This is a genomic window from Leisingera sp. ANG-S5, assembly GCF_000813925.1.
Taxonomy (GTDB): domain Bacteria; phylum Pseudomonadota; class Alphaproteobacteria; order Rhodobacterales; family Rhodobacteraceae; genus Leisingera.
In genome coordinates, this window is the sequence record NZ_JWLH01000001.1 from 632,731 (window position 1) to 656,148 (window position 23,418).

18 protein-coding genes are annotated in these 23,418 nt (G+C 63.6%); 10 read left to right on the forward strand and 8 right to left on the reverse strand.

The annotated features are described in order from the left end of the window. Positions 1-111: 111 nt before the first annotated feature. Positions 112-573: a peroxiredoxin gene (locus RA25_RS03180; protein WP_039146133.1), complete on the reverse strand. Its 462-nt coding sequence runs from the start codon at positions 571-573 to the stop codon at positions 112-114. Positions 574-623: 50 nt separating this feature from the next. Here RA25_RS03180 and RA25_RS03185 point away from each other — a divergent pair, with 50 nt between their 5' ends. The 5 genes from RA25_RS03185 (at position 624) to RA25_RS03205 (ending at position 8,003) form a co-directional block, all read left to right on the forward strand. Next, entirely contained in the window at positions 624-4,088 is a 3,465-nt protein-coding gene (locus tag RA25_RS03185) for a YhdP family protein (protein WP_039170105.1), read from the forward strand. Positions 4,089-4,161: 73 nt separating this feature from the next. Further along, positions 4,162-5,211: a tRNA preQ1(34) S-adenosylmethionine ribosyltransferase-isomerase QueA gene (queA, locus tag RA25_RS03190; RefSeq protein ID WP_039170107.1), complete on the forward strand. Its 1,050-nt coding sequence runs from the start codon at positions 4,162-4,164 to the stop codon at positions 5,209-5,211. Positions 5,212-5,416: 205 nt separating this feature from the next. Then, positions 5,417-6,691 (forward strand): MFS transporter, encoded by a 1,275-nt coding sequence (locus RA25_RS03195; RefSeq protein WP_019296897.1) that lies wholly within the window; start codon positions 5,417-5,419, stop codon positions 6,689-6,691. A 137-nt stretch (positions 6,692-6,828) separates the two neighbouring features. Continuing rightward, positions 6,829-7,407, forward strand: coding sequence for a DUF924 family protein (locus tag RA25_RS03200; RefSeq protein ID WP_039146122.1), 579 nt, complete (start codon positions 6,829-6,831; stop codon positions 7,405-7,407). A gap of 161 nt (positions 7,408-7,568) precedes the next feature. Further along, positions 7,569-8,003 (forward strand): GFA family protein, encoded by a 435-nt coding sequence (locus RA25_RS03205; RefSeq protein ID WP_241477351.1) that lies wholly within the window; start codon positions 7,569-7,571, stop codon positions 8,001-8,003. 7 nt (positions 8,004-8,010) lie between these two features. Here the strand turns inward: RA25_RS03205 and RA25_RS03210 are convergent, their stop codons facing one another. Next, positions 8,011-8,424, reverse strand: a complete 414-nt coding sequence (locus tag RA25_RS03210; protein ID WP_039170338.1) for a hypothetical protein — start codon at positions 8,422-8,424, stop codon at positions 8,011-8,013. 194 nt (positions 8,425-8,618) lie between these two features. Here RA25_RS03210 and lpdA point away from each other — a divergent pair, with 194 nt between their 5' ends. The 3 genes from lpdA to uvrA all read left to right on the forward strand — a co-directional run bounded on the left by lpdA (position 8,619) and on the right by uvrA (position 14,536). After that, a complete protein-coding gene (gene lpdA / locus RA25_RS03215; protein ID WP_039170111.1) occupies positions 8,619-10,013 on the forward strand; it encodes a dihydrolipoyl dehydrogenase in 1,395 nt (464 codons plus the stop codon). A gap of 319 nt (positions 10,014-10,332) precedes the next feature. Then, positions 10,333-11,502, forward strand: coding sequence for an MFS transporter (locus RA25_RS03220; RefSeq protein ID WP_039170113.1), 1,170 nt, complete (start codon positions 10,333-10,335; stop codon positions 11,500-11,502). 175 nt (positions 11,503-11,677) lie between these two features. After that, complete coding sequence (uvrA, locus tag RA25_RS03225) at positions 11,678-14,536, forward strand: excinuclease ABC subunit UvrA (protein WP_039170115.1); 2,859 nt, start codon at positions 11,678-11,680, stop codon at positions 14,534-14,536. Between the two features lie 120 nt (positions 14,537-14,656). Here uvrA and RA25_RS03230 read toward each other — a convergent pair whose 3' ends face one another. After that, a complete protein-coding gene (locus RA25_RS03230; protein WP_039170117.1) occupies positions 14,657-15,091 on the reverse strand; it encodes a hypothetical protein in 435 nt (144 codons plus the stop codon). Between the two features lie 121 nt (positions 15,092-15,212). Here RA25_RS03230 and RA25_RS03235 point away from each other — a divergent pair, with 121 nt between their 5' ends. After that, positions 15,213-15,983 (forward strand): helix-turn-helix domain-containing protein, encoded by a 771-nt coding sequence (locus RA25_RS03235; RefSeq protein WP_039170120.1) that lies wholly within the window; start codon positions 15,213-15,215, stop codon positions 15,981-15,983. A 16-nt stretch (positions 15,984-15,999) separates the two neighbouring features. Here RA25_RS03235 and RA25_RS03240 read toward each other — a convergent pair whose 3' ends face one another. The 5 genes from RA25_RS03240 to RA25_RS03260 all read right to left on the reverse strand — a co-directional run bounded on the left by RA25_RS03240 (position 16,000) and on the right by RA25_RS03260 (position 21,336). Next, the gene (locus tag RA25_RS03240) at positions 16,000-16,341 is read right to left on the reverse strand and encodes an excinuclease ABC subunit A (protein WP_241477352.1); all 342 of its coding nucleotides are present in this window, start codon (positions 16,339-16,341) and stop codon (positions 16,000-16,002) included. Between the two features lie 97 nt (positions 16,342-16,438). Next, positions 16,439-18,010, reverse strand: coding sequence for a choice-of-anchor L domain-containing protein (locus RA25_RS03245; RefSeq protein ID WP_039170122.1), 1,572 nt, complete (start codon positions 18,008-18,010; stop codon positions 16,439-16,441). A 217-nt stretch (positions 18,011-18,227) separates the two neighbouring features. Next, positions 18,228-19,103: a 3-hydroxyisobutyrate dehydrogenase gene (mmsB, locus tag RA25_RS03250; protein WP_039170125.1), complete on the reverse strand. Its 876-nt coding sequence runs from the start codon at positions 19,101-19,103 to the stop codon at positions 18,228-18,230. Continuing rightward, positions 19,100-20,146, reverse strand: a complete 1,047-nt coding sequence (locus tag RA25_RS03255) for an enoyl-CoA hydratase/isomerase family protein (protein WP_039170128.1) — start codon at positions 20,144-20,146, stop codon at positions 19,100-19,102. The genes mmsB and RA25_RS03255 overlap by 4 nt, the downstream gene beginning before the upstream one ends. Before the next feature lie 50 nt (positions 20,147-20,196). Then, on the reverse strand, positions 20,197-21,336 hold the full coding sequence (locus RA25_RS03260) for an acyl-CoA dehydrogenase family protein (protein ID WP_039170129.1): 1,140 nt from the start codon (positions 21,334-21,336) through the stop codon (positions 20,197-20,199). 342 nt (positions 21,337-21,678) lie between these two features. On the opposite strand from RA25_RS03260, the gene RA25_RS03265 reads away from it, so the two are divergent. After that, positions 21,679-23,397: an O-linked N-acetylglucosamine transferase, SPINDLY family protein gene (locus RA25_RS03265; RefSeq protein WP_152612155.1), complete on the forward strand. Its 1,719-nt coding sequence runs from the start codon at positions 21,679-21,681 to the stop codon at positions 23,395-23,397. Positions 23,398-23,418: the final 21 nt, after the last annotated feature.

The following is a 23,418-nucleotide window of genomic DNA, read 5'->3' on the forward strand; positions in this document are numbered from 1 at the left end:
ATGGCAGCGCGCGTGCCGCGCGCTGCGCGCCGCCCCATGGGGCGGCGCCGGGCCCAACAGCCGCGGCTCGTGCCCCTCAGGGCGCGGGCAGGGCTGGCGGGAGCACTTCGCCTAAAGCGCGCGGACGGCTTCCAGCACTTCCTCGGCATGGCCATCTACTTTCACCTTGCGCCAGACCCGGGCAATGTTCCCATCGGCACCGATCAGGAAGGTGGAGCGCTCGATGCCCCAGTGTTTCTTGCCGTACATGCTTTTCTCTTTCCAGACACCGTAATCCTCGCACACGGTGCCCTCGGCATCCGACAGAAGCGGCGTGGTCAGCCCGTGTTTTGCGGTGAAATTCTCATGCTTCTTGAGGCTGTCCTTGGAAATCCCGAAAACGTGAGCGCCGGCATCGGCGAATGCCTGCAAAGCCTCTGAAAAGGCGATGGATTCTTTGGTGCAGCCGGGGGTATTATCGCGGGGGTAGAAGAACAGCACCACGGGCGCGCCCTGAAGGCTGGACAAAGTGACCTCTCCGCCGCCGCCGCGGGGCAGGGTAAAGGAAGGGGCGGGATCTGAAACGTCAAGCATTGGCCTGTCTCCTGTCATTTGCGCAACTCACTGCGCGGCGACCATAACCGATGAACAGCGAAGGGAAAGCTGAGATCAAACCCGACGGCGAGAATATCCGCGCCGCCGCTGAGGCGGTGCCCGTGCCCGGCCCCGAGCCGGAAGCGGATGCGGCTGCCGCAGCTGCGCCGCGGCGCCGCCGCCGCTGGCGGCTGCTGCGCGGGCTGGTCTGGGTGCTGGCGCTGCTGTCCTTTCTGGGCGCAGGCGCGGTCTATTTCGGGATCGGTACCCGGCTCGATGCGCCGGACTGGGTGCGCGGCCGGGTGGAGGCGCGGATCGAGCAGCATCTGAACGGGCTGCAAGTCGAATTCGGCGCCATCCATGTAGTGGTGAACAAGGGCTGGCGGCCGCGGGTGAGCCTGCAGGACGTGGTGCTGCGGCACCCGGACGGCAGTGTCTTTGCCCAGCTGGCGGATGCTCAGGCGAGCCTGGCGATGCGGCCCCTTCTGCGGGGGAGGATCCAGCCCAAGCGGATCGCGCTGAGCGGGCTGTTTGCGGCGCTCAGGCGTAATGAAGATGGCAGCCTGGCGCTGAGTTTTGCCAGCGGCGCGGCACCATCGCGGCGGGCTGCAACCCTGGTGGAGCTGATCGAGCAATGGGACAGTCAGCTGCAGAAGCCGGTGCTGGCGGCGCTGACCGAAGTGGAAACCAGCGAGCTGACCCTCTCCTATACCGACGACCGGCTGGGCCGCGGCTGGACGCTGGACGGCGGCCGGATCGGGCTGCAGCGGCAGGGCAGTTCGGTGTCGCTGTCGGCGGCGTTCTCTGTCCTCAGCGGCCGCGGCGAGGTGGGCACGGTAGAGGCCAGCTATGCGTCCGAGATTGGCAGCCCGGAGGCGGAATTCGGGGTGCTTGTGTCGGAGATCGCTAGTGAGGATATCGCCGTGCAAAGCCCGGCCTTGGGCTGGCTGGGGGTGCTGCGGGCACCGATTTCCGGATCGCTGCGCGGCGGTGTGGCGGCGGATGGCGTGGTGCAGCCGGTGCAGGCCAGCCTGCGCATCGGCGAGGGTGTGATCCAGCCGGCCGCGCAGACCCGCCCGGTGCCGATCACCGGCGCGCGCAGTTACTTCACCTATGATCCCGCGCGCCAGCGGCTGGCGTTCTCGGAGTTGAGCGTGGAAAGCGGCTGGGGCTCAGGGGTGATGCAGGGGCAGGCGAGCCTGGCCGGAGTGCAGAACGGCCAGCTGGCCGGGCTGGTGGGCCAGCTGCGGTTCTCCGACCTGGAGCTGAACCCGCGCCGGCTGTTCGAGACACCGGTGAAATTCCCCGCCGTGGACGCGGATTTCGACCTGCGGCTGAAACCGTTCCGGCTGCGGCTGGGCGAGATGCTGGTGCGGGACGGCGACAGCCGCATCCATTTCGACGGCACTGTCGGGGCAGGCAGCGACGGCTGGGACTACGATCTGAACGGCAGCGTCGATCAGGTGCGCGCCGCGCGGGTCAAGGAATTGTGGCCCTCAGTTCTGGCCCCGAAGCCGCGGGAGTGGGTGCACGAAAACCTGCGGGCCGGTCTGGTGCGCGATGTCGGCTTCCACATGCGCGGGCGCGGCAGCGGCAAGCCGTTTGTCAGCCTGGACCTGGCGTTTGAGGGCGCCGAAGTGCTGTTTCAGAAATTCATGCCGCCGGTGGTTGGCGGCTCTGGCCAGCTGAGCCTTTACGGCAACCGGTTTGTGGTCACTTCCTCTGGCGGGACCGTCACGGCGGATCAGGGCGGCGAAGTGGAGGTGGCGGGCACGTCCTTCATCATCCCGGATGTCTCAGCCAAGGATGGAACGCCGGGGATTGCCCGGATCAAGGCGAAGGGCTCTGCCACCGCGGCGCTGTCGCTGCTGAACCGGGAACCCTTGCGGGTGATGGATAAGGCCAGCCTGCCGGTGGACCTGGCGGAAGGGCTGGTGGAGGCCGAAGGCACCCTGTCGCTGCCCTTGCAGAAAGAGGTGCCGGTGGAACAGATCCTCTATCACTACCGCGGCACGGTGCGGGCGGTGGAAAGCGCAAAGCTGGTGCCGGGCCATGTGGCGGCGGCACCGCTGCTGCAGGTTGAGGGCGATCAGGGGCAAGTTCGGATCAGCGGTAATGGCAGCCTGTCCGGCGTGCCGCTGAGTGCCAGCTGGCAGCAGAAGATCGGCAAGGATGCACCGCCGGACAGCCGGGTCGCCGGGGTGATCGAACTGTCCCCGGCTGCGGTAGAGGCTTTCAACATCGGCCTGCCGCGCGGTGCGGTATCCGGCAAGGCGCAGGGGCGGTACTCGGTGGACTTGAAGCCGGGCGTGCCGCCGCGGCTGCAGCTGGACTCCGACCTTAGCGGAGTGGGGCTGCGCATACCGGAAATCAGCTGGCGCAAGGGCGCGGCAGCAAAAGGCAAGCTGTCGCTCACTGCAACGCTGGCCGAGCCAGCCACGGTGGACCGTCTGGAGCTGCAAGCGCCCGGACTGTCTGCCACGGGCCGGGTCACGACGCGCAAGAGCGGCGGGCTGGATCAGGCGGTGTTCTCCTCCGCGCAGGCCGGCAATTGGTTCCGCGGCGCCGTGACCTTCACCGGCCGTGGCGCGGCGGCGCCCGCGATCGAGGTGACCGGCGGGCGGCTGGACCTGAACCGGTCGCCGTTCTCCGACAGCGCAAGCGGCAGCAGCGGCAGCAGCGGCGGCGATGTGCCGATCACCCTGCGGCTGCAGAACCTGCAGGTGACTGACAGCATCGGGCTGCAGAATTTCCAGGGGCGGTTTTCCACCCGCGGCGGCATGAACGGGGAGTTCACCGCACGGCTGAACGGGCAGACGCCGGTGGCGGGCACCGTGGTGCCGCAGAACGGGGGAACCGCCTCGCGCATCCGCTCAAATGATGCGGGCGGGGTGTTCCGCTCCGCCGGCGTGTTCGAACATGGCCGCGGCGGCAGTTTCGACATGACGCTGGTGCCCGCCGCCGGTGCGCCGGGTGAATATGACGGCAAGGTCAACGTCCGCAACATCCGGGTGCGGAATGCGCCGTCGATGGCGGCGATCCTGAACGCGATCAGCCTGGTCGGGCTGCTGGATGAGATGACGGGGCAGGGCATCCTGTTCACCAGCATGGACGGGCGGTTCCGGCTGGGGGATTCGCATCTGATCCTGCACCAGAGCAGCGCGGTGGGCCCGTCGATGGGGCTGTCGCTGGACGGAAACTACAACCTGAACAGCAGCCGGTTGAACATGCGGGGGGTGATTTCTCCGGTTTACCTGCTGAACGCGATCGGGCGAGTATTGTCGCCGCGCGACGGTGAGGGGCTGTTCGGCTTTACCTTTACCCTGCGCGGCACCGCTGATGATCCGTCGGTTGCTGTCAACCCGCTGGCCGGACTGGCGCCGGGGTTCCTGCGGGAGATTTTCCGCGGGCCGGCCCCCAAGGTTCCAGGCGACAACCGGGCGTTCAGTGCCGACGGCGAGGTGCTGAAAGACGGCGAGGAACTGGTTCGCGAACCGCGGGGCAGTGACAAGTAGTCCTTGAAGGAAACCCTGCGCGGGGCGAAAATCGCCATGGAACTTCCCCGCTGCACATCATATAGCGCGCGCCATGAAACTCAGCGATTTCGACTTTGACCTGCCCGACGATCTGATTGCCACCCGGCCTGCCAATCCGCGCAGCTCGGCCCGCTTGCTGGTGGCCGAGGGCGGCGCCCTGCACGACGGGAAGGTGACCGATCTGGTCGGCTGGCTGCAGCCCGGTGACCGGCTGGTGCTGAACGACACCAAGGTTATCCCGGCGCGCCTCAGCGGGCTGCGCCACCGCGACAGTGCGCAAGGCCCGGTGGCGGCGAAGATCGAGGCGACCCTGCTGGAGCCGCGCGCCGATGGAAGCTGGGCAGCGCTGCTGAAACCGCTGAAGAAGATCAAGACCGGGGAAGAGATCATCTTCTCCGATGCGTTGAGCGCGACGCTGGACACCGTCGAGGACGGTCAGGGGTATCTGCGCTTTAACCTGAGCGGCACCGATTTCGACGCCGCCCTGGCCGAGGCCGGCGCGATGCCGCTGCCGCCCTATATCGCCGCCAAACGCGCTGCGGATGAGCAGGACAAGACGGATTACCAGACCGTCTGGGCCAGGAATTCAGGCGCGGTGGCGGCGCCGACGGCCTCTTTGCATTTCGACGCGCCGCTGCTGGCGGCGCTGAAGGAGCAGGGCGTGGAGATTTCCTATGTCACCCTGCATGTGGGGGCGGGCACCTTTCTGCCGGTGAAGGTGGAAGACGTGACCACCCACCGGATGCACGCGGAATGGGGCAAGGTCAGCGAAGAGGCTGCAGCAGAGATCGCCGCAACCAAAGCGGCTGGCGGACGGGTGATCCCGGTCGGCACCACGGCGCTGCGGCTGATCGAGAGTGCCGCCAAGGACGGCCGGATCCATGCCTGGGAAGGTGACACTGACATCTTCATCTACCCCGGGTTTGAATTCCAGGTGGCGGATGCGCTGATGACCAACTTCCACCTGCCGAAATCGACGCTCCTGATGCTGGTTTCGGCGCTGATGGGGCAGGAGGAAATCCGCAAGATCTATGCCCACGCCGTTGAGAACCGCTACCGGTTCTTCTCCTACGGCGACGCGTCGCTTTTGATCCCGGCTTAGGCGAATACATCTCAGAAAAGCGGCAGGAAATCCTAGATAAGCGCCGCAACTGTGGAACCCCGCACGCGCGCATAGGGTTCATCAAACTGAAATCGGAATCGGCGATACCGGCCCGGCGGGCTTGATCGCCCGGACATAACAAACAAAGGTGTTGGCAGCCCGTCCCGTTGTGGAGGGCTGCTTTGCTTTCGAAGGAGGCATTAAAATGCTGCAGGTGCTGTCGAGCGCATGGGCGCTGCTTTTGGGGGTTTGCTTGCTGATGGTGGGCAACGGCCTGCAGGGCACCATGCTGGGTGTGCGCGGCGAGCTTGAGGGCTTTTCGACCTTCCAGATGTCGATCGTGATGGCGGCCTATTTTGTGGGCTTCCTGGGCGGCTCGCGGCTGGCGCCGGAGATGATCCGCCGCGTCGGCCATGTGCGGGTGTTTGCGGCACTGGCCTCGTTTATCTCTGCGGTGATGATCCTCTATCCGCTGCTGCCCAACACAGTTGCCTGGGCGCTGGGGCGGATGATCATCGGCTTCTGCTTCTCGGGCGTGTATGTGACCGCGGAAAGCTGGCTGAACAATGCTGCCGACAACACCAACCGCGGCAAGGCGCTGTCGCTCTATATGATCGTGCAGACCATCGGCATCATTGCCGCCCAGATGATGATCCAGATCGGCGACCCGGCCGGCTATGAGGCGTTCATCATCGCGTCGATCCTTGTTTCGGTCTCCTTTGGGCCGATCCTCTTGTCGATCTCGCCGACGCCGGCCTTTGACACCACCAAGCCGATGACCCTGCGCAAGCTGTTTGAAACCTCGCCCTTGGGCTGTGTCGGCATGTTCCTTTTGGGCGGCGTGTTCTCGGCCCAGTTCGGCATGAGCGCGGTTTACGGCTCAGCCGCCGGGCTGACGCTGTGGCAGCTGTCGGTCTTTGTCTCCACCTTCTATGTAGGGGCGATGCTGCTGCAGTACCCGCTGGGCTGGCTGTCGGACCGCATGGACCGCCGTTTCCTGATCCTGGGTGCGGCCCTCGCGGGCGGCGTCGGTGCTGTCCTGGGCTTCCTGTTCGGGATGGAGTTCAAGATGCTGCTGGTGGCGGCCTTCTTCATCGGCGGCCTTTCCAACCCGCTCTATTCGCTGCTGATCGCCTATACCAACGACTACCTGGAACATGACGACATGGCGGCGGCTTCCGGCGGGCTGATTTTCATCAACGGGCTGGGCGCCATTGCCGGGCCGCTGATCACCGGCTGGCTGATGGAGGATGCGGTGTTTGGTCCGGCGGGCTTCTTTACCTTCATCGGTGCGCTGATGTTTGCGATGGCCGCCTATGCCGCCTACCGCGCGACGCAGCGTGCGGCGGTGCCTGTCGATGAAACCGGCAGCTTTGCCGCGATGTCGCCGACGGCTACGCCGGTGGCTGTGGAATTTGCCCAGGAATATGCCATCGAGTCGGAGCTGGAGGAGCAGGAAACTGCCCAAGAAACAGTCTGATTGCGCTAACCAGCCGGAATTGTGAGGATTATTTCACACAGAGGGCTTGTCTGACGTAATTTGTGACCCAAGGTTACTTGTAAAGGTAATGTAAAATGGCCTGAGATAGGGTCAGGAAAAACTTGGAGTTACGACCGATGACTGGTCCCGAAGAGATACTTTCATTCTGGCTCGACAAAGTCGGGGAGAAGGGATGGTATCTGCAGGATGACGCGCTGGATCAGGAGATCCGCGAAAAGTTCCAAAGCACCTGGGAGGCGGCCTGCGAAGGCCGGTTCTCCTTCTGGCTCACCTACCCGAGCGGCACGCTGGCCTACATCATCCTGATGGACCAGTTCCCGCGCAACATGTTCCGCGGTGATGCCCGGGCCTTTGCCTCGGACCGGGCGGCGCTGTCTGCGGCGAAGATCGCGATCAACAAGAACTGGGACCTCAAGATCAATGAACCGGCCCGGCAGTTCTTTTACCTGCCGCTGATGCATTCGGAAAACCTGTGCGACCAGGAGCGCTGCATCCGGCTGATGATGGAGCGTATGCCGGAGACCGGCGGCGGCAACCTGCTGCACGCCCGCGCGCACCGCGAAGTGATCCGGCAGTTCGGCCGCTTCCCGTACCGCAACGAGGCGCTGCACCGCGCCAGCACCACGCCGGAACGGGCCTATGTTCAGGCCGGCGGCTATGGCGAGACCGTGCGGCAGATGCAAGCTGCTGGCTGACGCCGGTTTTGCTGGAAGAATTCAACGCCGCGTCCTGAAAAAGGGCGCGGCGTTTTTCTGTTGCCGCTCCCTTGCGCGCAGCACGGCACTGCGGCAGGGAGGTGCTCCCGCATTTCAGAAAAATCCTTGAAAGACAGAGCATGACTGAATCCTCCTTTCCCATGACCGGAAGCTGCCGCTGCGGCGCCACCGGAATTGAAGTGTCCGCACCGCCAGCCCTGACAGCCGCCTGCCACTGCAGGGGCTGCCAGAAGATGAGTTCCAGCGCCTTTTCCCTGACCGCGATGTTCCCGGCTGAGGCGTTCCGGGTGACACAGGGCGCCCCTGTGGTTGGCGGAGCCAAGGGGGAGGAATTGAGCCATTTCTGCTGCCCGGAGTGCCAGACCTGGATGTTCACCCGCATTACCGGCGTGGAGGGGTTTGTGAACGTGCGTCCGACGATGTTCGAGGACAGCAGCTGGTTCCGGCCGTTTATCGAAACCTGGACAGCGGCCAAACATCCGTTTGTGCAGGTCACAACTGAGCACAGCTTTGACCATTTCCCCACGATGGAAGAGTTCGGCGGGCTGCTGGCAGCCTACGCCGCAAAAGGCTGAGCCGGGGTCAGCTTTCCCCTGAACCGCAGGCGCTGCCGTCCTTCAGCAGGGGCGCAGCGCGGATGATCCGGCCGGCAAGTTCTGCGGCTCCGGCACGGGCGGCCTCTGCCACGGCCTGCTGCGGCAGCGTGCGCATGTCCGCGAGGCTGTCTTGCACCTTTGCCACGCGCGCCTCCAGCTGGGTGAGCCGTGCGCTGGACACGGAGCCGTCCTGCATAGAACTGCGGAGAGCGGCAACGTCTGACTGCAGCCCGGTTATGGCGGTGCGCAGCGGTGCGGCCTGATCAGCAATGGCCGCAGCATTGGCGGTGACGCCTTCGGCTGCGGCCATCAGTTTCCAACCCAGGAACAGGCAAAGTGCCAGCAGGATCAGGGAGGCGTTCAAGAGCGCCTTGGCGAGGTCGATAAGTGTTTTTGTCATATGCATGCGGTCCAGGGTTGTGGATTGCCGAAAGCTTCCGGCCTATGCTGACCCGGAGCTGCCCCTGCTGCCAAGCGGAAACCTGCCGGAAAATGCATGGCCGCTATGCCGCAGCAGAGGATGATTGCAGTGCAGCGAAAACTAGTTTAACGGTAAACTAGTTTTTGGAACCTGTTCGAGGGCGAGGGAGCAACATGGCCGCACAATCTTATGACGTGATCGTAATCGGCGCCGGGCCGGGGGGCTATGTTGCCGCCATCCGTGCGGCGCAGCTGGGCCTTAAGACCTGCGTGGTCGAGCGTGAGCATCTGGGCGGCATCTGCCTGAACTGGGGCTGCATCCCGACCAAGGCGCTTCTGCGGTCCTCGGAAGTGTTTCATCTGATGGAGCGCGCCAAGGATTTCGGCCTGAAGGCAGAGAACATCGGCTATGACCTCGATGCGGTGGTCAAACGCTCGCGCGGGGTGGCGAAACAGCTGTCCTCCGGCATCGGCCATCTGATGAAGAAGAACAAGATCGACGTGGTGATGGGCGAGGCGTCGATTCCGGCCAAAGGCAAGGTTTCGGTCAAGACCGACAAAGGCACGCAGGATCTGACCGCCAAGAATATCGTGCTGGCCACCGGCGCCCGCGCCCGCGAACTTCCGGGGCTGGAAGCGGACGGCGATCAGGTCTGGACCTACAAGCACGCGCTGCAGCCGGTCCGCATGCCCAAAAAGCTGCTGGTGATCGGCTCCGGCGCCATCGGCATCGAATTTGCCAGCTTCTACAACACGCTGGGCGCTGACACCACGGTGGTTGAGGTGATGGACCGGGTGCTGCCGGTGGAGGACGCGGAGATTTCCGCCTTTGCCAAGAAGGCCTTTGTCAAACAGGGCATGAAGATCATGGAGAAAGCCATGGTCAAGCAGCTGGACCGCGGCAAGGGTAAGGTGACCGCCCATATCGAGGTCGGCGGCAAGGTGGAGAAACAGGAGTTCGACACTGTAATCTCTGCCGTTGGCATCGTCGGCAATGTCGAGGGCCTGGGCCTGGAAGAGCTGGGCGTCAAGGTCGACCGCACCCATGTGATCACGGACGAATTCTGCCGCACCGGCGTCGACGGCCTGTATGCCATTGGCGACATCGCCGGCGCGCCCTGGCTGGCGCATAAGGCGTCGCACGAGGGCGTCATGGTGGCGGAGCTGATTGCGGGCAAGCACGCACACCCGGTAAAGCCTGAAAGCATTGCCGGATGCACCTACTGCCAGCCGCAGGTCGCCTCCGTCGGCTATACCGAGGCGAAGGCCAAGGAACTGGGCTACGACATCAAGGTCGGCCGCTTCCCCTTCATCGGCAACGGCAAGGCGATTGCCCTGGGAGAGGCCGAAGGCATGGTCAAGACCATCTTTGACGCCAAGACCGGCGAACTGCTGGGTGCCCATATGGTCGGCGCCGAGGTGACCGAGATGATCCAGGGCTATGTGGTGGGCCGCCAGCTGGAGACCACCGAGGAAGACCTGATGAACACCGTCTTCCCGCACCCGACGCTGTCCGAGATGATGCATGAGAGCGTGCTCGATGCCTACGACCGGGTGATCCATATGTAAGCTGCCAACGGCAGTGGACGTTCTGAAAGGCGGTCTGTAACAGGCCGCCTTTTTTCCTGGAGCCGCGCATCGTCGGCGCGCGTGGAGGCGATCCTGACGTCTTTGAGTGGCAGTTTATACCGGCCACATCCGTAGAACGTCTGAGCAGAACGCCAAGACCAGCCAGATCGCCGCCGCGTGGGGGCGCGCCGGCGATGCGCGGCGGCCTTGCGGCCTGGTTCCGCGCTGGGGGGCGCTGCGTCGGTTTGTCTGTGCGCTATGGCCTCCCGGACCGGGCCGGGGTAACCAGAGGCAAATTAAGAACAAAGGGGCAGCGGACATGAGCACAACCGGGAAAACCCGCTGGGGCGCGATCCTGGCGGTCTGGGCTGCGGGCCTTGGCGCTGCCGCGCAATACGGCAAGGTGTCGGTTGTTTTTGACCAGCTTGGCGCGCTGTATCCCGAGGCTGGCGCGGCGCTGAGCCTGAGCGTGTCGATGACGGGCGTGCTGGGCATTCTGATGGGCGCGGTGGCCGGGTTGTTCGTGTCTTCCTTTGGCTACCGGCGCACGCTGGTCTGGGCCTTGTGGACAGGGGCAGTAATGTCGGCGCTGCAGGTGCTGCATCTGCCCTACGGGCTGTTTCTGGTGACCCGCGCGGTGGAAGGCCTGTCGCACCTGGGTATTGTGGTGGCCGGACCGACGCTGATGGCGCTGCTGGCAAGCGACCGCCAGCGGGGCGCGGCGCTGACGGTATGGAGCACGTTTTTCGGCGTTGCCTTTGCACTGCTGAACTGGCTGGGGCTGCCGCTGGTGGCCTCCTACGGGCTGCTGGCATTGTTTGCGGCCCATGCCGCGCTGATGGCGGCGCTGGCGGTATTGCTCCATTGGGCAATGCGCGATCTGCCAGTGCCGCCGCGCCAGCCGATGCCGCAGCTTGCGATGCTGCCTGCGCTGCACGTGAAGATCTACCGTTCCCCCTTCAAACTGGCGCCGGCTGCTGGCTGGCTGTTTTACACCACCTGCTTTGTGGCACTGCTGACGGTGCTGCCGCCGCATGTGCCGGAGGGGCAGCGGGCCTTTGTGATGGGAGCGTTTCCGCTGATATCCATCGCCTCGTCGATGGTGATCGGGGTGGCGCTGCTGCGGGTGATGCCGGCGGTGCAGCTCATTCAGCTGGGCTTTGGCCTCTGTGCGGCGGGCGGGCTGTGGCTGTGGGCCATGCCAGGGGACTGGCTGGCGTGCTTTGCGCTGGCCGCGGCCTTTGGCCTGGTGCAGAGCGGCAGTTTTGCCTGTGTTCCGCAGCTGAACACTACGGCAGCGGATCAGGCCGAGTCGAACGGCGCGATGTCGCAGGCGGGCAATGCCGGCAATGTGATCGGCACGCCGCTGCTGCTGGCATCGCTGGGGGTGGCGGGTTACGGCGGCATGATGCTGGTGGTCTGCGCCCTGTTCCTGGCGGGCATTCTGGTGCACCAGCTGCTGGCCGCGCGGCGGCGCGCCTGGGCCTAGACGCGCCGGAGTCCGGGCCGGAAAACCTGTGGCTTCCGCCTGCTGCCAGCTGCTGTCAGCAAGTTTCAACCTGTTCGCTCTATGTTCTCTTTTAGGGCTTGGCGTTTTCCACAGCATTCCCTATCTGTAGGGCGGGCGTCCGCCAGGGGTTCGGCGGCGCGGGTACGGGGGCATTATGGCTGAGCTGAAATCCATCGAAGTGCGCGGCGCGCGCGAGCACAATCTGAAGAGCATCGACGTGGATATTCCGCGCGATGAGCTGGTGGTGATTACCGGTCTTTCGGGTTCAGGCAAGTCCTCTCTGGCGTTTGACACCATCTATGCCGAGGGCCAGCGCCGCTATGTCGAGAGCCTGTCGGCCTACGCGCGCCAGTTCCTCGACATGATGGAAAAGCCGGATGTGGACCATATCAGCGGTCTTTCCCCGGCGATCTCCATCGAGCAGAAGACAACGTCGAAGAACCCGCGCTCCACCGTTGGTACGGTGACGGAGATCTATGACTATCTGCGTCTTTTGTTTGCCCGTGCGGGCACGCCCTACAGCCCGGCCACCGGCAAGCCGATTGAGGCGCAGCAGGTGCAGGACATGGTCGACCGGATCATGGAGATGGAGGAGGGCACCCGCGGCTACCTGCTGGCGCCGATCGTCCGCGACCGCAAAGGCGAGTACAAGAAGGAATTCCTGGAGCTGCGCAAGCAGGGCTTCCAGCGGGTGAAGGTGGACGGCGCGTTCTATGAGCTGGACGAGCCGCCCACTCTGGACAAGAAGTTCCGTCATGACATCGACGTGGTGGTCGACCGTCTGGTGGTGCGCGAAGGCATGGAGACCCGGCTGGCGGACAGCTTGCGTACCGCGCTGGACCTGGCGGATGGCATTGCCATTCTGGAGACCGCGCCCAAGGAGGGCGAGCCGGAGCGGATCACCTTCAGCGAAAACTTTGCCTGCCCGGTCAGCGGCTTTACCATCCCGGAGATCGAACCGCGGCTGTTTTCCTTCAACGCGCCGTTCGGGGCCTGCCCGGAATGTGACGGGCTGGGGGTTGAGCTGTTCTTTGACGAGCGGCTGGTGGTGCCGGACCAGAGCCTGAAAGTCTATGACGGCGCTTTGGCACCCTGGCGCAAGGGTAAGTCGCCCTATTTCCTTCAGACCATCGAGGCCATCGCACGGCACTACGAGTTCGACAAGAACACCGTCTGGAAGGACTTGCCGGAGAAGGTGCAGAAAGTGTTCCTGTACGGTTCCGGCGACGAGGAGATCATGTTCCGCTATGACGAGGGCGGGCGGGTCTACCAGGTGGAGCGCACCTTTGAGGGTGTGATTCCGAATATGGAGCGGCGCTACCGCGAGACCGATTCCAACTGGATCCGGGAAGAATTCGAGCGCTACCAGAACAACCGCCACTGCCATCACTGCGAGGGTTACCGGCTGCGGGAAGAGGCGCTGGCGGTGAAGATCGCGGGCGTGCATGTGGGGCAGGTGGTGCAGCTGTCGATCCGGGAGGCGCTGGCCTGGATCGAGGATGTGCCGAACCATCTGACCCAGCAGAAGCAGGAGATCGCCCGCGCCATCGTCAAGGAGATCCGCGAGCGGCTTGGTTTCCTGAATAACGTGGGTCTGGAGTATCTGACCCTGAGCCGCAATTCCGGCACCCTGTCTGGCGGCGAGAGCCAGCGGATCCGGCTGGCGAGCCAGATCGGGTCCGGCCTGACCGGGGTTCTCTATGTGCTGGACGAGCCCTCGATTGGCTTGCACCAGCGCGACAATGACCGGCTGATCGGCACGTTGAAGAACCTGCGCGACCAGGGCAACACCGTGATCGTGGTGGAGCATGACGAGGACATGATCCGCCAGGCGGACTATGTGTTCGACATCGGCCCCGGCGCCGGGGTGCACGGCGGCGAGGTGGTGAGCCACGGCACGCCGCAGAGGATTGCGTCTGACACCAACTCGATCACCGGCCAGTATCTGGCGGGCACGCGGGAAATCGCGGTGCCGGCCAAGCGCCGCAAGGGCAACAAGAAGAAGATCAAGGTAGTCAAGGCCACCGGCAACAACCTGAAAGAGGTGACGGCAGAGTTTCCGCTGGGCAAGTTCGTCTGCGTGACCGGCGTGTCGGGCGGCGGCAAGTCGACGCTGACCATCGAGACGCTGTTCAAGACCGCCTCGATGCGGCTGAATGGTGCACGCCAGACACCGGCGCCTTGCGAGAGCATCAAGGGGCTGGAGCATCTGGACAAGGTGATCGACATCGACCAGCGCCCGATCGGCCGCACGCCGCGGTCGAACCCTGCGACCTACACCGGTGCCTTCACCCCGATCCGCGACTGGTTTGCTGGCCTGCCGGAGGCAAAGACACGGGGGTATAAGCCCGGGCGGTTCTCCTTCAACGTCAAGGGCGGGCGCTGCGAGGCGTGCCAGGGCGACGGCGTCATCAAGATCGAGATGCATTTCCTGCCCGACGTCTATGTCACCTGCGAAACCTGCAAGGGCGCGCGCTACAACCGCGAGACGCTGGAGATCAAGTTCAAGGGTAAGAGCATTGCCGATGTGCTTGATATGACGGTTGAAGACGCGCAGGGCTTCTTCCAGGCGGTGCCCGCGATCCGCGACAAGATGGATGCGCTGATGCGGGTGGGCCTGGGCTATATCAAGGTAGGCCAGCAGGCGACGACGCTGTCGGGCGGCGAGGCGCAGCGGGTGAAACTGTCCAAGGAACTGTCGAAACGCTCCACCGGGCGGACGCTGTATATTCTGGACGAACCGACCACCGGCCTGCATTTCGAGGATGTGAAGAAGCTTTTGGAAGTGCTGCACGAGCTGGTGGAGCAGGGCAATTCGGTGGTGGTGATTGAGCACAATCTGGATGTGGTCAAGACTGCCGACTGGATCATCGACATCGGACCTGAAGGCGGGGATGGCGGCGGCGAGATTGTTGCGGCCGGCACGCCGGAAACGGTGGCGGAGGAGCCGCGCAGTCACACCGGGCGTTATCTGAAGGACATTCTGGCGGCGCGGAAGGTGGCGGCGGAATAAGAGAGAGCGGCGCTGGCCTGCTGACGCGGGAAAGAGGGGCGCTGCCCCTCTTGGCCGATGGCCAATTCACCCCGGAGTATTTTCGCAAAGGTGAACAGGGGGCGGGTGCGCCCCCTTTTCTTATGCGGGCTGCATGGCAGTTGGGCGGGCCAGCAGCAGCGGCACCAGGAACAGGGCCAGGAAGGCGGTGTTCATCACCACGTTGAACCAGGCGCCTGCGGCGAGGGAGCCGAGGCTGTCGGGAATGTACCAGGCCAGAAGCGCCGGGATCAGCAGGCGGCGGCCAAGGGCGGGGTCGGTGCTGTAGACATGTTCAGTCAGCAGATAGATCAGCACGCAGAAGCCGCACATCAGCCCGCCGCTGATGGCGGTCATCAGCGACGCCGCGCCAGGGCTGAGCATCTGGGCGCCGTCCACCGGCAGGAAGGCTAGGTCGATGAACAGGCCAAGCGCTGCGCCCAGCGGGGTGGCCAGTGCCAGCACCATGGCAAGGCCGAAGGCAGCGGAGAGGATCGAGACGGTCTTTAGCATGCGGATCGAGGCAGTGTGGGTCATTGGGGGCTCCTGAAGATTTCTGAGGGCAGGGTGCAGCGGAACACAGAGGCGAAACAATTACCTGGGAGGTAAGTGAAGTACCGGCTTCCATCGCCTATGCTGCAGCAAACGGAGGCCGAACATGGCAGAGGCATTTGGTGCGGTTCTGAAGAAATGGCGCGGGCTGCGGCGGATGAGCCAGATGCAGCTGGCGCTGGAGGCCGGGGTCTCAGCCCGGCATCTGTCGTTCCTGGAGAGCGGCCGCGCGCGCCCCAGCCGGGGCATGGTGCTGCGTCTCAGCGAGGAATTGCAGCTTCCGGGCGGGGCGCAGAACCAGATGCTGACGGCGGCGGGGCTGGCGCCGGCCTATGCAAGCCGGGATCTGGATGATGCAGCGCTGGTGCCGCTGCGGCAGGCGGCGGCGCAGATGCTGGCGGCGCATGCGCCCTATCCGGCGATGATGATCGACCGCCACTGGACCCTGCTGGATCTGAACCGCCCAATGGAGATGATGCTGAGCGGTGCCGGCATCAGCAAGGGCAGCAGCCTGATCAATGCGCTGCTGGGCAATGCGGCGCTGCGGGATGCGTTGGATAACCTGGAGGAGGTCGAACGGCACAGCCTGGCGCGCCTCAGGACCGAATTGGCGCATTTCGGGGCTGACCCGGTTCTGGAAAAGGCGGTGGCGCAGCTGCAGGCAAATGCGGCCGCCCATGAAACACCGCAGGAGGGCGTGTTGCCCGCTGTGATCCCGGCCCGCTACCGGATGGGCGGGCAGGTGCTGGCGTTCTTCTCAACCATCACCCAGTTCGGCGGCACCGGTGATCTGGCGATGTCGGAGCTGCGGATCGAGATGCTGTTTCCGGCAGATGAGGCAACGCGCCAGGTGATGGAGGCGATGGCCCGGCCCTGACCGGGCGGCGCGGCGTCTATTGGGAGAGATTGTCCGCGGCGCCGATCAGGCGCAGCACCTTCTGGGTCTCGCGATTCACCTGGTAGACATAGCCGCCGGCTTGCACATAGGTTCCATAAGGATCGGGCGCCCATTGGCCCGGTTCGCCGATCCAGGTGTAGTCATCCAGGATATGGTCGCCGCGGCGGTAGAACTTCTTGGTTAACCGTGCCGGCGTGCAGTGCGAGGCCTTCAGGGCCAGGCCCTGAGGGCAATCGAGCGAGGCCTTTTCGATGCCGCCATTGCCTGCCGCCAGCGGAATCGCCAGCGCGCAGGCCGCGGCAAGAACGGTGATCGGAACAAGATGACGGCGTACCATTTACAGCGGATCCTTTCTTCGCTGCCCTTGTCATAAAGAGCTGCGCGGCAAAGCCAAGGGAGCTGAAAAGGGGCGGCGGCGCGCCGCCAGTTGCTGCTTAGGCGGCGGCAAGAACCCGCGCTTCGAAGCTGCGCAGGGACAGCCGGGCGGCGTTTCCGTAGCCGCGGCCGGTTTCAGCGCACAGCTCGGGGAACAAGTCGCGGATTTCCGCCTGTGTTCCGGCATCAAAGCCAGAGGCTGATTCCGGTCCGGGCTGATAGCTTTCGCTGAGCGCACCGTTGGCCCAGAGAATCTGATGACGGCCGAACAGCAGGTGGAAATACTCTGCCTCCTGCAGCTCCAGTGCCGGGCGCACAGTCCTGTCGTTGACCAGGTCCTTGGCCTTGACCAGAACCTCTTCCTCGCCGAACAGCAGTTCGGCCAGCGGGCCGGAGACAACCATCCGGTGCTGGGGGGAGACATAGAGGTCGCGCGTGTTGCCGCAGCTGCCCTTGGCAAAACGGACCGGAGCGGTTTCGGCCGTGCATGCCGTGCGGCGGCTGCCGGTCCATTGCAGGACCTGCGGGCCGTTGTCGTAGGTCAGCACTTCCATGCCCGGGCGCAGATCTTCGACCGGGATCTCGCCGTCCGGGGTGCGGATCAGGGTGCCGCGCAGGAAGCATGGCACGGTCTGGTTGATTTCCACCAGACCAGTATCGGAATTTCCCTGGCCGTTGTCCGCGGTGTAGTTGAAGTAGACGGTCTCCAGATCGCCGTCGGTGACCACGGTCAGGGTGCCATCGGCGTTCAGGGTGATCTGCTGCCCCGTCGCCAGAGTGACGGTATCGCCGGCGGTGACCGCCTGATCGTTGATATGGGTAATGGTCAGCGTGCCGGAGGTGGTGGTGTCGTTCTCCAGAACGTCGATCACCCGCGTCTTGTTGATGGCGATGTCTTCCTGATCGTCCTGCGCAACCACCGCCGTCTGCACCGAGCCGCCGGCAATCAGAAGGTTGGTGTCGTAGCTGCTGTCGGCAGTATCGGCGACGCCGATCTTGAGTGTATTGATTTCACCTGCATTCACCGGGGCAACAAAGGTCAGGGTGATGGTGAACCCGTCCATCTCCGTGTTGTACTGGTCACCGGTGTTGTCGACGTAGACGTTCTCGGTGCCGTCGTTGATGTTGCCGATCGAGGCGGTGCCGTCGCCGATGGTGACCTGGGCCTCCACACCGTTCACCCAGACGCCAATGACATCGTTGTACTGGGAGTTGGCGAACTCCGGGTATTCTTCGGAGGACAGCACGAAGTCGATGGTCAGCGTATCACCATCCGGGACGAAATCGATCTCCAGGAAGGACGCGTCGAACGTGCTGGCACCGGCCAGAGAGTCAAAATCGGCATCCCCGTTCACGCCGCTGGTATTGGTGGTTGTGTTGGTGTTCTGGTTGGTATTGGTTGAGCCGTCGCTGTTGGTGAAGTCCCGGACATAACCGGTTGACAGGATGACGCCTGAATCCGCGGGGGCCACGCCAGGGGTGGTGGTGTCCGCGCCGGTGTAGATGCCGGACGACAGGTTGTCGCCGCTGTAGCTGGCGCTGGTCACGGTCACGCCGTCGCCGAAAATCTCCTCCGCCATTTGAATGGCGGTAGCGGTGGAGTCGATATTCAGTTCGGTGGCGGTGGCCATGACGGGCGTCTCGATCCTAGTGCTCGGCTTTACGGTCGCTTACCGGAATGCTGCTGAATTGAGACGGAACTGTGGCGGGTTGGGGCCAAAATCCGGGAGTTTATTCGAATTTTAGGGGTATTTTCAGGAACTCCCGAAGATTGAGGCCGGCCCGTTGAAGGGCCGGCCTGACGCAATGCCGGTTTGGGAGGAAACCGCGTGGAGGCGGCCGGGCGTGTCAGCCCTCCCGGCTGCGTTTCTCAAAGCGGGGCAGCATGGCAGAGAAGTCCATGCCCTTGCCGTCTTCGTCCTCGACGAACTTCTTGTAGAGCGCCATTGCCAGTTCGCCCATCGGGGTATCGGCATCGGCGCTCTCAGCCGCCTGCTGGCTGAGGCCCAGGTCCTTGAGCATCAGTTCCGCTGCAAAGCCTGGCTGGTAGTTGTTGTCGGCGGGCGATTGCGGGCCGACACCGGGGGCCGGGCAATAGGCGTTCATGGTCCAGCTGTAGCCGGAGGAGGTGGAGACCACGTCAAACATCTTCTGCCGGTCAAGCCCCAGCTTGTCTGCCAGCGCAAAGGCCTCGCAGGTGGCGATCATTGTGACGCCGAGGATCATGTTGTTGCAGATCTTGGCGGCCTGGCCGGCACCTGCCTCGCCGCAATGCACGGCCTTCTGGCCCATGATATCGAACAGTGGTTCCGCCGCCGCAAAGGCCTGGGCTGAGCCGCCGGCCATGAAGGTCAGCGTGCCGCCGGCCGCGCCGCCGATGCCGCCGGAGACCGGCGCGTCGACGGACAGGAGGCCAGCGGCCTCAGCCTGTTCCGCCACAGCGCGGGCGGAGTCGACGTCGACGGTGGAGCAGTCAATAAGGGCGGCGCCCTTGGCCATTGCCGGGATCACCTCTGCCGCGACCAGGCGCAGGATAGCGCCGTTGGGCAGCATGGTGATCACCGCATCGGCGCCTGCCGCAGCCTCAGGGCCGGAGGCCGCCATTTTGACACCTTCGATGCTGACATCAGCCATGTCGAAACCGGTGACCTCATGGCCGGCCTTGGCCAGGTTGGCGGCCATCGGCCCGCCCATGTTGCCTAGCCCAATAAATCCGATCTTCATGCGAGTTCCTCCTCAAATGTCAGCGCATCAGCACCAAGCGGCGCCAGCAAGTCGTCAACCGCCTGTGCCGGAACCGGCTGGCCTGCATATTGCCATTGCGGATTGCGGTCCTTGTCAATGATCTGGGCCCGGATGCCCTCCAGGAAATCGCTCTGCTCCATAGCCCGGAAGGTGTAGCGGTATTCCAGGTCCAGCGCCCGGCGGATGGCGGGGCCGTCGGCACGAAGGCGGCGCAGCATTTCCAGCGTGCAGGCCATCGACAGCGGCGAGTTGCGCTTGAGCGACTTCAGCGCGCTTGCGGCAAATTCGCTGTCCTCTGCCTCAAGCCCCGCAAGGATGTCTTCCAGGCTGTCCTTGCCGAAATGCCGGGCGGTGTCCTCGCGAACCGTGCGCAACTTGCCCTCCGGTGCAGGCTTGGCGGCGTCTTCTACCAGCTTGGCGCTGCCGGTCTCCTCCAGCGCGGCGATCAGCGCGGGCCAATCGCCTTCAGGGATGAAATAGTCGGCAAAGCCTGCGAGGATGGCATCATCGGCGCCCATCCGCGCCGCCGTCATGCCAAGGTATTCGCCCAGGTGATCCGGCGCCAGCGCCAGCATCAGCGAACCTCCCACGTCCGGCACCAGGCCGATGCCGACCTCCGGCATGGCGATCTGGCTGCTTTCACCCACCACCCGGTGGGTGCCGTGGCAGCCGATGCCGACGCCGCCGCCCATGGTGAAGCCCTGCATGAAGCTGATCACCGGCTTCTTGTATTCAAAGATCCGCGCGTTCAGACGGTATTCATCGCGCCAGAAGGTGCGGCCATAGGAATAGTCGCCCTTGGTGCCGGTGTCATACAGCTCGGCGATGTCGCCGCCGGCACAGAAAGCCTTGTCGCCCTCAGCGTCGATCACCACCAGATTCACGGCATCATCTTCAGCCCACTCGCGCATCGCGGCGTCGATCGCCATGCACATCTCATAGCTCATCGCATTGAGCGCCTTGGGGCGGGTAAAGGTGATGCGGCCGGCCTGGCCGGATTTGCGGATATGGATATCACTCATCTGGCGTGCTCCATCAGTATGTCTTGCCGTGCAGTCTGGGGCAGGGCGGATCAGCCTGCAATCAGCTGGCGCGAGACGATCAGGCGCATGATCTCATTGGTGCCTTCCAGGATCTGGTGCACCCGCAGGTCGCGCACGATCTTCTCGACGCCGTAGTCGGCCAGGTAGCCGTAGCCGCCGTGCAGTTGCAGGCAGCCGTTGGCGACGTCAAAGGCGGTGTCGGTGACCATCAGCTTGGCCATGGCGCAGAACTTGGTGGCGTCATGGGCGCCGGTGTCCAGTTTCCACGCCGCCTGGCGCAGGAAAGTGCGGGCGGCCTGCAGGCGGGTTTCGTATTCCGCCAGCCGGAACTGCAGCGCTTGGAACTGGTTGATGGATTTGCCGAAGGCCTTGCGCTCGGACATGTATTGCACGGTCTGATCCAGCGCCGCCTGGGCGCCGCCCAAAGCGCCGGCCGAGATGTTCAGGCGGCCGCCGTCGAGGCCCGCCATTGCGTAAGAGAAGCCCTTGCCCTCCTCGCCGATCAGATTGTCCGCCGGGATCGCGCAATCGTCAAACTGCACCTGCGAGGTGGGCTGCGCCTTCCAGCCCATCTTGTCCTCCAGCGCGCCAAAAGACAGGCCCGGGTTGCCGTCCTCGACCACCACGGTGGAAATGCCCTTGGGGCCATCCTCGCCGGTGCGGCACATCACGACATAGGCGTCGGAGTAGGAGCCGCCGGAGATGAACGCCTTGGTGCCGTTCAGGATGTAGCCCTCATTGCTGCGCTCGGCGCGGGTTTTCAGCGCCGCCGCGTCAGAGCCGGAACCTGGTTCGGTCAGGCAGTAGGAGAAGATTTTCTCCATGGTGCAGAGGCTCGGCAGCCATTTCTGCTTGGTCGCTTCTGAGCCGAACTTGTCGATCATGCCGCCGCACATGTTGTGGATCGACAGGAAGGAGCCAATTGCGGGATCGGCCATCGCCAATGCTTCGAACACCAGGGTGGCGTCCAGGCGCGACAGGCCGGAGCCGCCATATTCCTCGGACACGTAGAGCCCGCCAAACCCCAGCTCTGCCAGCTGCGGCCACAGGGTTTTCGGGATGGTGCCTGCCTTCTCCCATTCGCGGGAATGCGGGGCGATGTTGTCCTGGCCGAATGCAAGAGCCATGTCGAAAATGGCCTGCTGTTCCTCTGACAGTGCGAAATCCATGCGCCGTTCCTCCCGTCGCTCAGATGAATTGAACAGTTGTTTATTTAATAGCGGCCAGCGGACGCTGAGGCAAGCTGCGCAAATGCAAAGCCGCCGTGCAGCAATGCCGCGGCTTCCCGCCCCGCGGTCAGGAGAAAATTAAGAAACTTCGGCGAAACTCTGTCTCAAACCGGTCAAGTGCAGGTGAATCCTGCCTAACGCATTCCAAAAGGAGCAGGCGAAGTGTCAAATTCTGGGGCGCAGCATTTTCTGGCAACCAACCTCAGCGGGCCCGCAAAGGGAGCGGGCAAAACACTGAATTTCCCGGGCGCCGTGGCCAGCAACGAACGGGCAAATTTCGCCATGGCAATGAAGCATGGCATGATCAAGTCGACCGATGCGCCGGTCAGGGAGCAGGTCGTGCGTTTGATGAAGCTGGCCCGCCGCAAGGCGATTGAGCGCAGTTTCGACGATGCGGTTTACCTGATGCAGCAGGCGCTGGAACTCGACCCGAAGAACCGGGGGGTGCACACCGCGCTTGGCGAGGTGTACGAACTGATGGAAAAGCGCGACAAGGCGATCCTTTGCCATGTTGAGGCACTGCGGCTTGAGCCGCGGAACCCGGAATGCCTGTCCTACATTGGCAGTTTTCTGATGCGGATCGGTCAGGAAGAGGAAGCCATCAATTACTTTCAGGACTGCCTGAAGTTCGCCCCGAATAACGACGTTGTCTTTGCCCGCATGATGCACCTGAAGCGGCATAAATGCGACTGGTCCGACTTTGACAAGACACGCCGGAAGATCAGGAACAGCACCAAGGCTATGACGGCGATTGACCCGTTTTCGTTCCTGAGCCTTGTCGACGATCCCGAAATGCAAATGAAGTTTTCAATCCTTGCAGCCAACGTCAACAGGGTCTGCAAGAGCGAGACCGCCACATTCACCGCACCGCTGGCAAAGAAAGACAAGATCCGGATCGGCTATTTCTCCTGTGACTTCCTGAACCACGCGACCATGTTCCTGATTGGCCGGATGTTCGAATTGCATGACCGGGAGAAGTTCGAGATTTACATCTACGACTACGGCGCCATGAACGACAATGAAGGCCGGCAGCGGGCAGAAGACTCCGCTGATGTCTACCGGCATGTCGGCGGTATGGCGAGCGAGATAATCGTCGATCAAGCGCGGGCGGATGGCCTGGACATTGCCGTCGACCTCAAGGGGCACACAAAGGGCAACCGGGTCAACCTGTTTGACCACCGCATGGCGCCGGTTCAGGTGTCGTATCTGGGCTACCCTGGAACCTCCGGAGTGGACTCCATCGACTACATGGTGGCAGACCCAATTGTCGTGCCGCCGAAGTACCGGAAATACTACACGGAAAAAGTCCTCTATATGCCGGACTGCTACCAGTCCAATGATGACCAGCGTAAGGCCGCTGAGACGAAGCCCACGCGAGCGGATGTGGGCCTTCCGGAGGATGCGCTGGTGTTCTGTTCCTTCAACAGTTCCTACAAGGTGTCGCCGGATGAATTCGATATCTGGATGAAACTGCTGAAGCTGGTGCCGGACAGTGTTCTGTGGTTCTACGCGTCCAGGGACGGCATCCGCGACAATATCCTTGCGGAGGCGAAGCGGCGCGGCGTCAGCCCGGAACGGATCGTATTTGCGGCCCAGGTCAAACAAGAGGAACACCTGGCGCGTCTGCCGCTGGCGGATATTTTCCTGGACACTTTCTTTGTCAACGCCCACACCACCGCAAGTGACGCATTGTGGGCAGGCGTCCCGGTTGTCACCAAGATCGGCAAGCAGTTCGCGGCACGGGTGGCCGCCAGCCTGCTGCACTCCGTCGGGCTGGATGAGCTGACCGCAACCACACCGCAGCAATATCAGGCGCTGGCGCTGAAGCTGGCCCGCGACCGGGATTACCTGGCGGATGTGAAGGCACGGGTGAAACAGGGGATCGAGGACGGCCCGCTCTATGACACTGAAAAATTCACCCGCAACTTCGAGGCTTTGCTGGAAAAGTCTCTGGAGCGCTTTAACGCAGGGCTGAAGCCGGACCACATCAGCCTGTCCTGACAGCCGGCCAAAACAAAAACA

Coding starts and splice junctions, on each gene's coding strand:
- RA25_RS03180 (WP_039146133.1), bottom strand. CDS start 573: ATGCTTGACGTTTCAGATCCCGCCCCTTCCTTTACCCTGCCCCGCGGC.
- queA (WP_039170107.1), top strand. CDS start 4,162: ATGAAACTCAGCGATTTCGACTTTGACCTGCCCGACGATCTGATTGCC.
- RA25_RS03240 (WP_241477352.1), bottom strand. CDS start 16,341: ATGGTACGCCGTCATCTTGTTCCGATCACCGTTCTTGCCGCGGCCTGC.
- RA25_RS03260 (WP_039170129.1), bottom strand. CDS start 21,336: ATGGATTTCGCACTGTCAGAGGAACAGCAGGCCATTTTCGACATGGCT.
- RA25_RS03265 (WP_152612155.1), top strand. CDS start 21,679: ATGGCAATGAAGCATGGCATGATCAAGTCGACCGATGCGCCGGTCAGG.
- RA25_RS03185 (WP_039170105.1), top strand. CDS start 624: ATGAACAGCGAAGGGAAAGCTGAGATCAAACCCGACGGCGAGAATATC.
- RA25_RS03210 (WP_039170338.1), bottom strand. CDS start 8,424: ATGACAAAAACACTTATCGACCTCGCCAAGGCGCTCTTGAACGCCTCC.
- RA25_RS03205 (WP_241477351.1), top strand. CDS start 7,569: ATGACCGGAAGCTGCCGCTGCGGCGCCACCGGAATTGAAGTGTCCGCA.
- lpdA (WP_039170111.1), top strand. CDS start 8,619: ATGGCCGCACAATCTTATGACGTGATCGTAATCGGCGCCGGGCCGGGG.
- RA25_RS03200 (WP_039146122.1), top strand. CDS start 6,829: ATGACTGGTCCCGAAGAGATACTTTCATTCTGGCTCGACAAAGTCGGG.
- RA25_RS03255 (WP_039170128.1), bottom strand. CDS start 20,146: ATGAGTGATATCCATATCCGCAAATCCGGCCAGGCCGGCCGCATCACC.
- RA25_RS03230 (WP_039170117.1), bottom strand. CDS start 15,091: ATGACCCACACTGCCTCGATCCGCATGCTAAAGACCGTCTCGATCCTC.
- uvrA (WP_039170115.1), top strand. CDS start 11,678: ATGGCTGAGCTGAAATCCATCGAAGTGCGCGGCGCGCGCGAGCACAAT.
- RA25_RS03245 (WP_039170122.1), bottom strand. CDS start 18,010: ATGGCCACCGCCACCGAACTGAATATCGACTCCACCGCTACCGCCATT.
- RA25_RS03195 (WP_019296897.1), top strand. CDS start 5,417: ATGCTGCAGGTGCTGTCGAGCGCATGGGCGCTGCTTTTGGGGGTTTGC.
- RA25_RS03235 (WP_039170120.1), top strand. CDS start 15,213: ATGGCAGAGGCATTTGGTGCGGTTCTGAAGAAATGGCGCGGGCTGCGG.
- mmsB (WP_039170125.1), bottom strand. CDS start 19,103: ATGAAGATCGGATTTATTGGGCTAGGCAACATGGGCGGGCCGATGGCC.
- RA25_RS03220 (WP_039170113.1), top strand. CDS start 10,333: ATGAGCACAACCGGGAAAACCCGCTGGGGCGCGATCCTGGCGGTCTGG.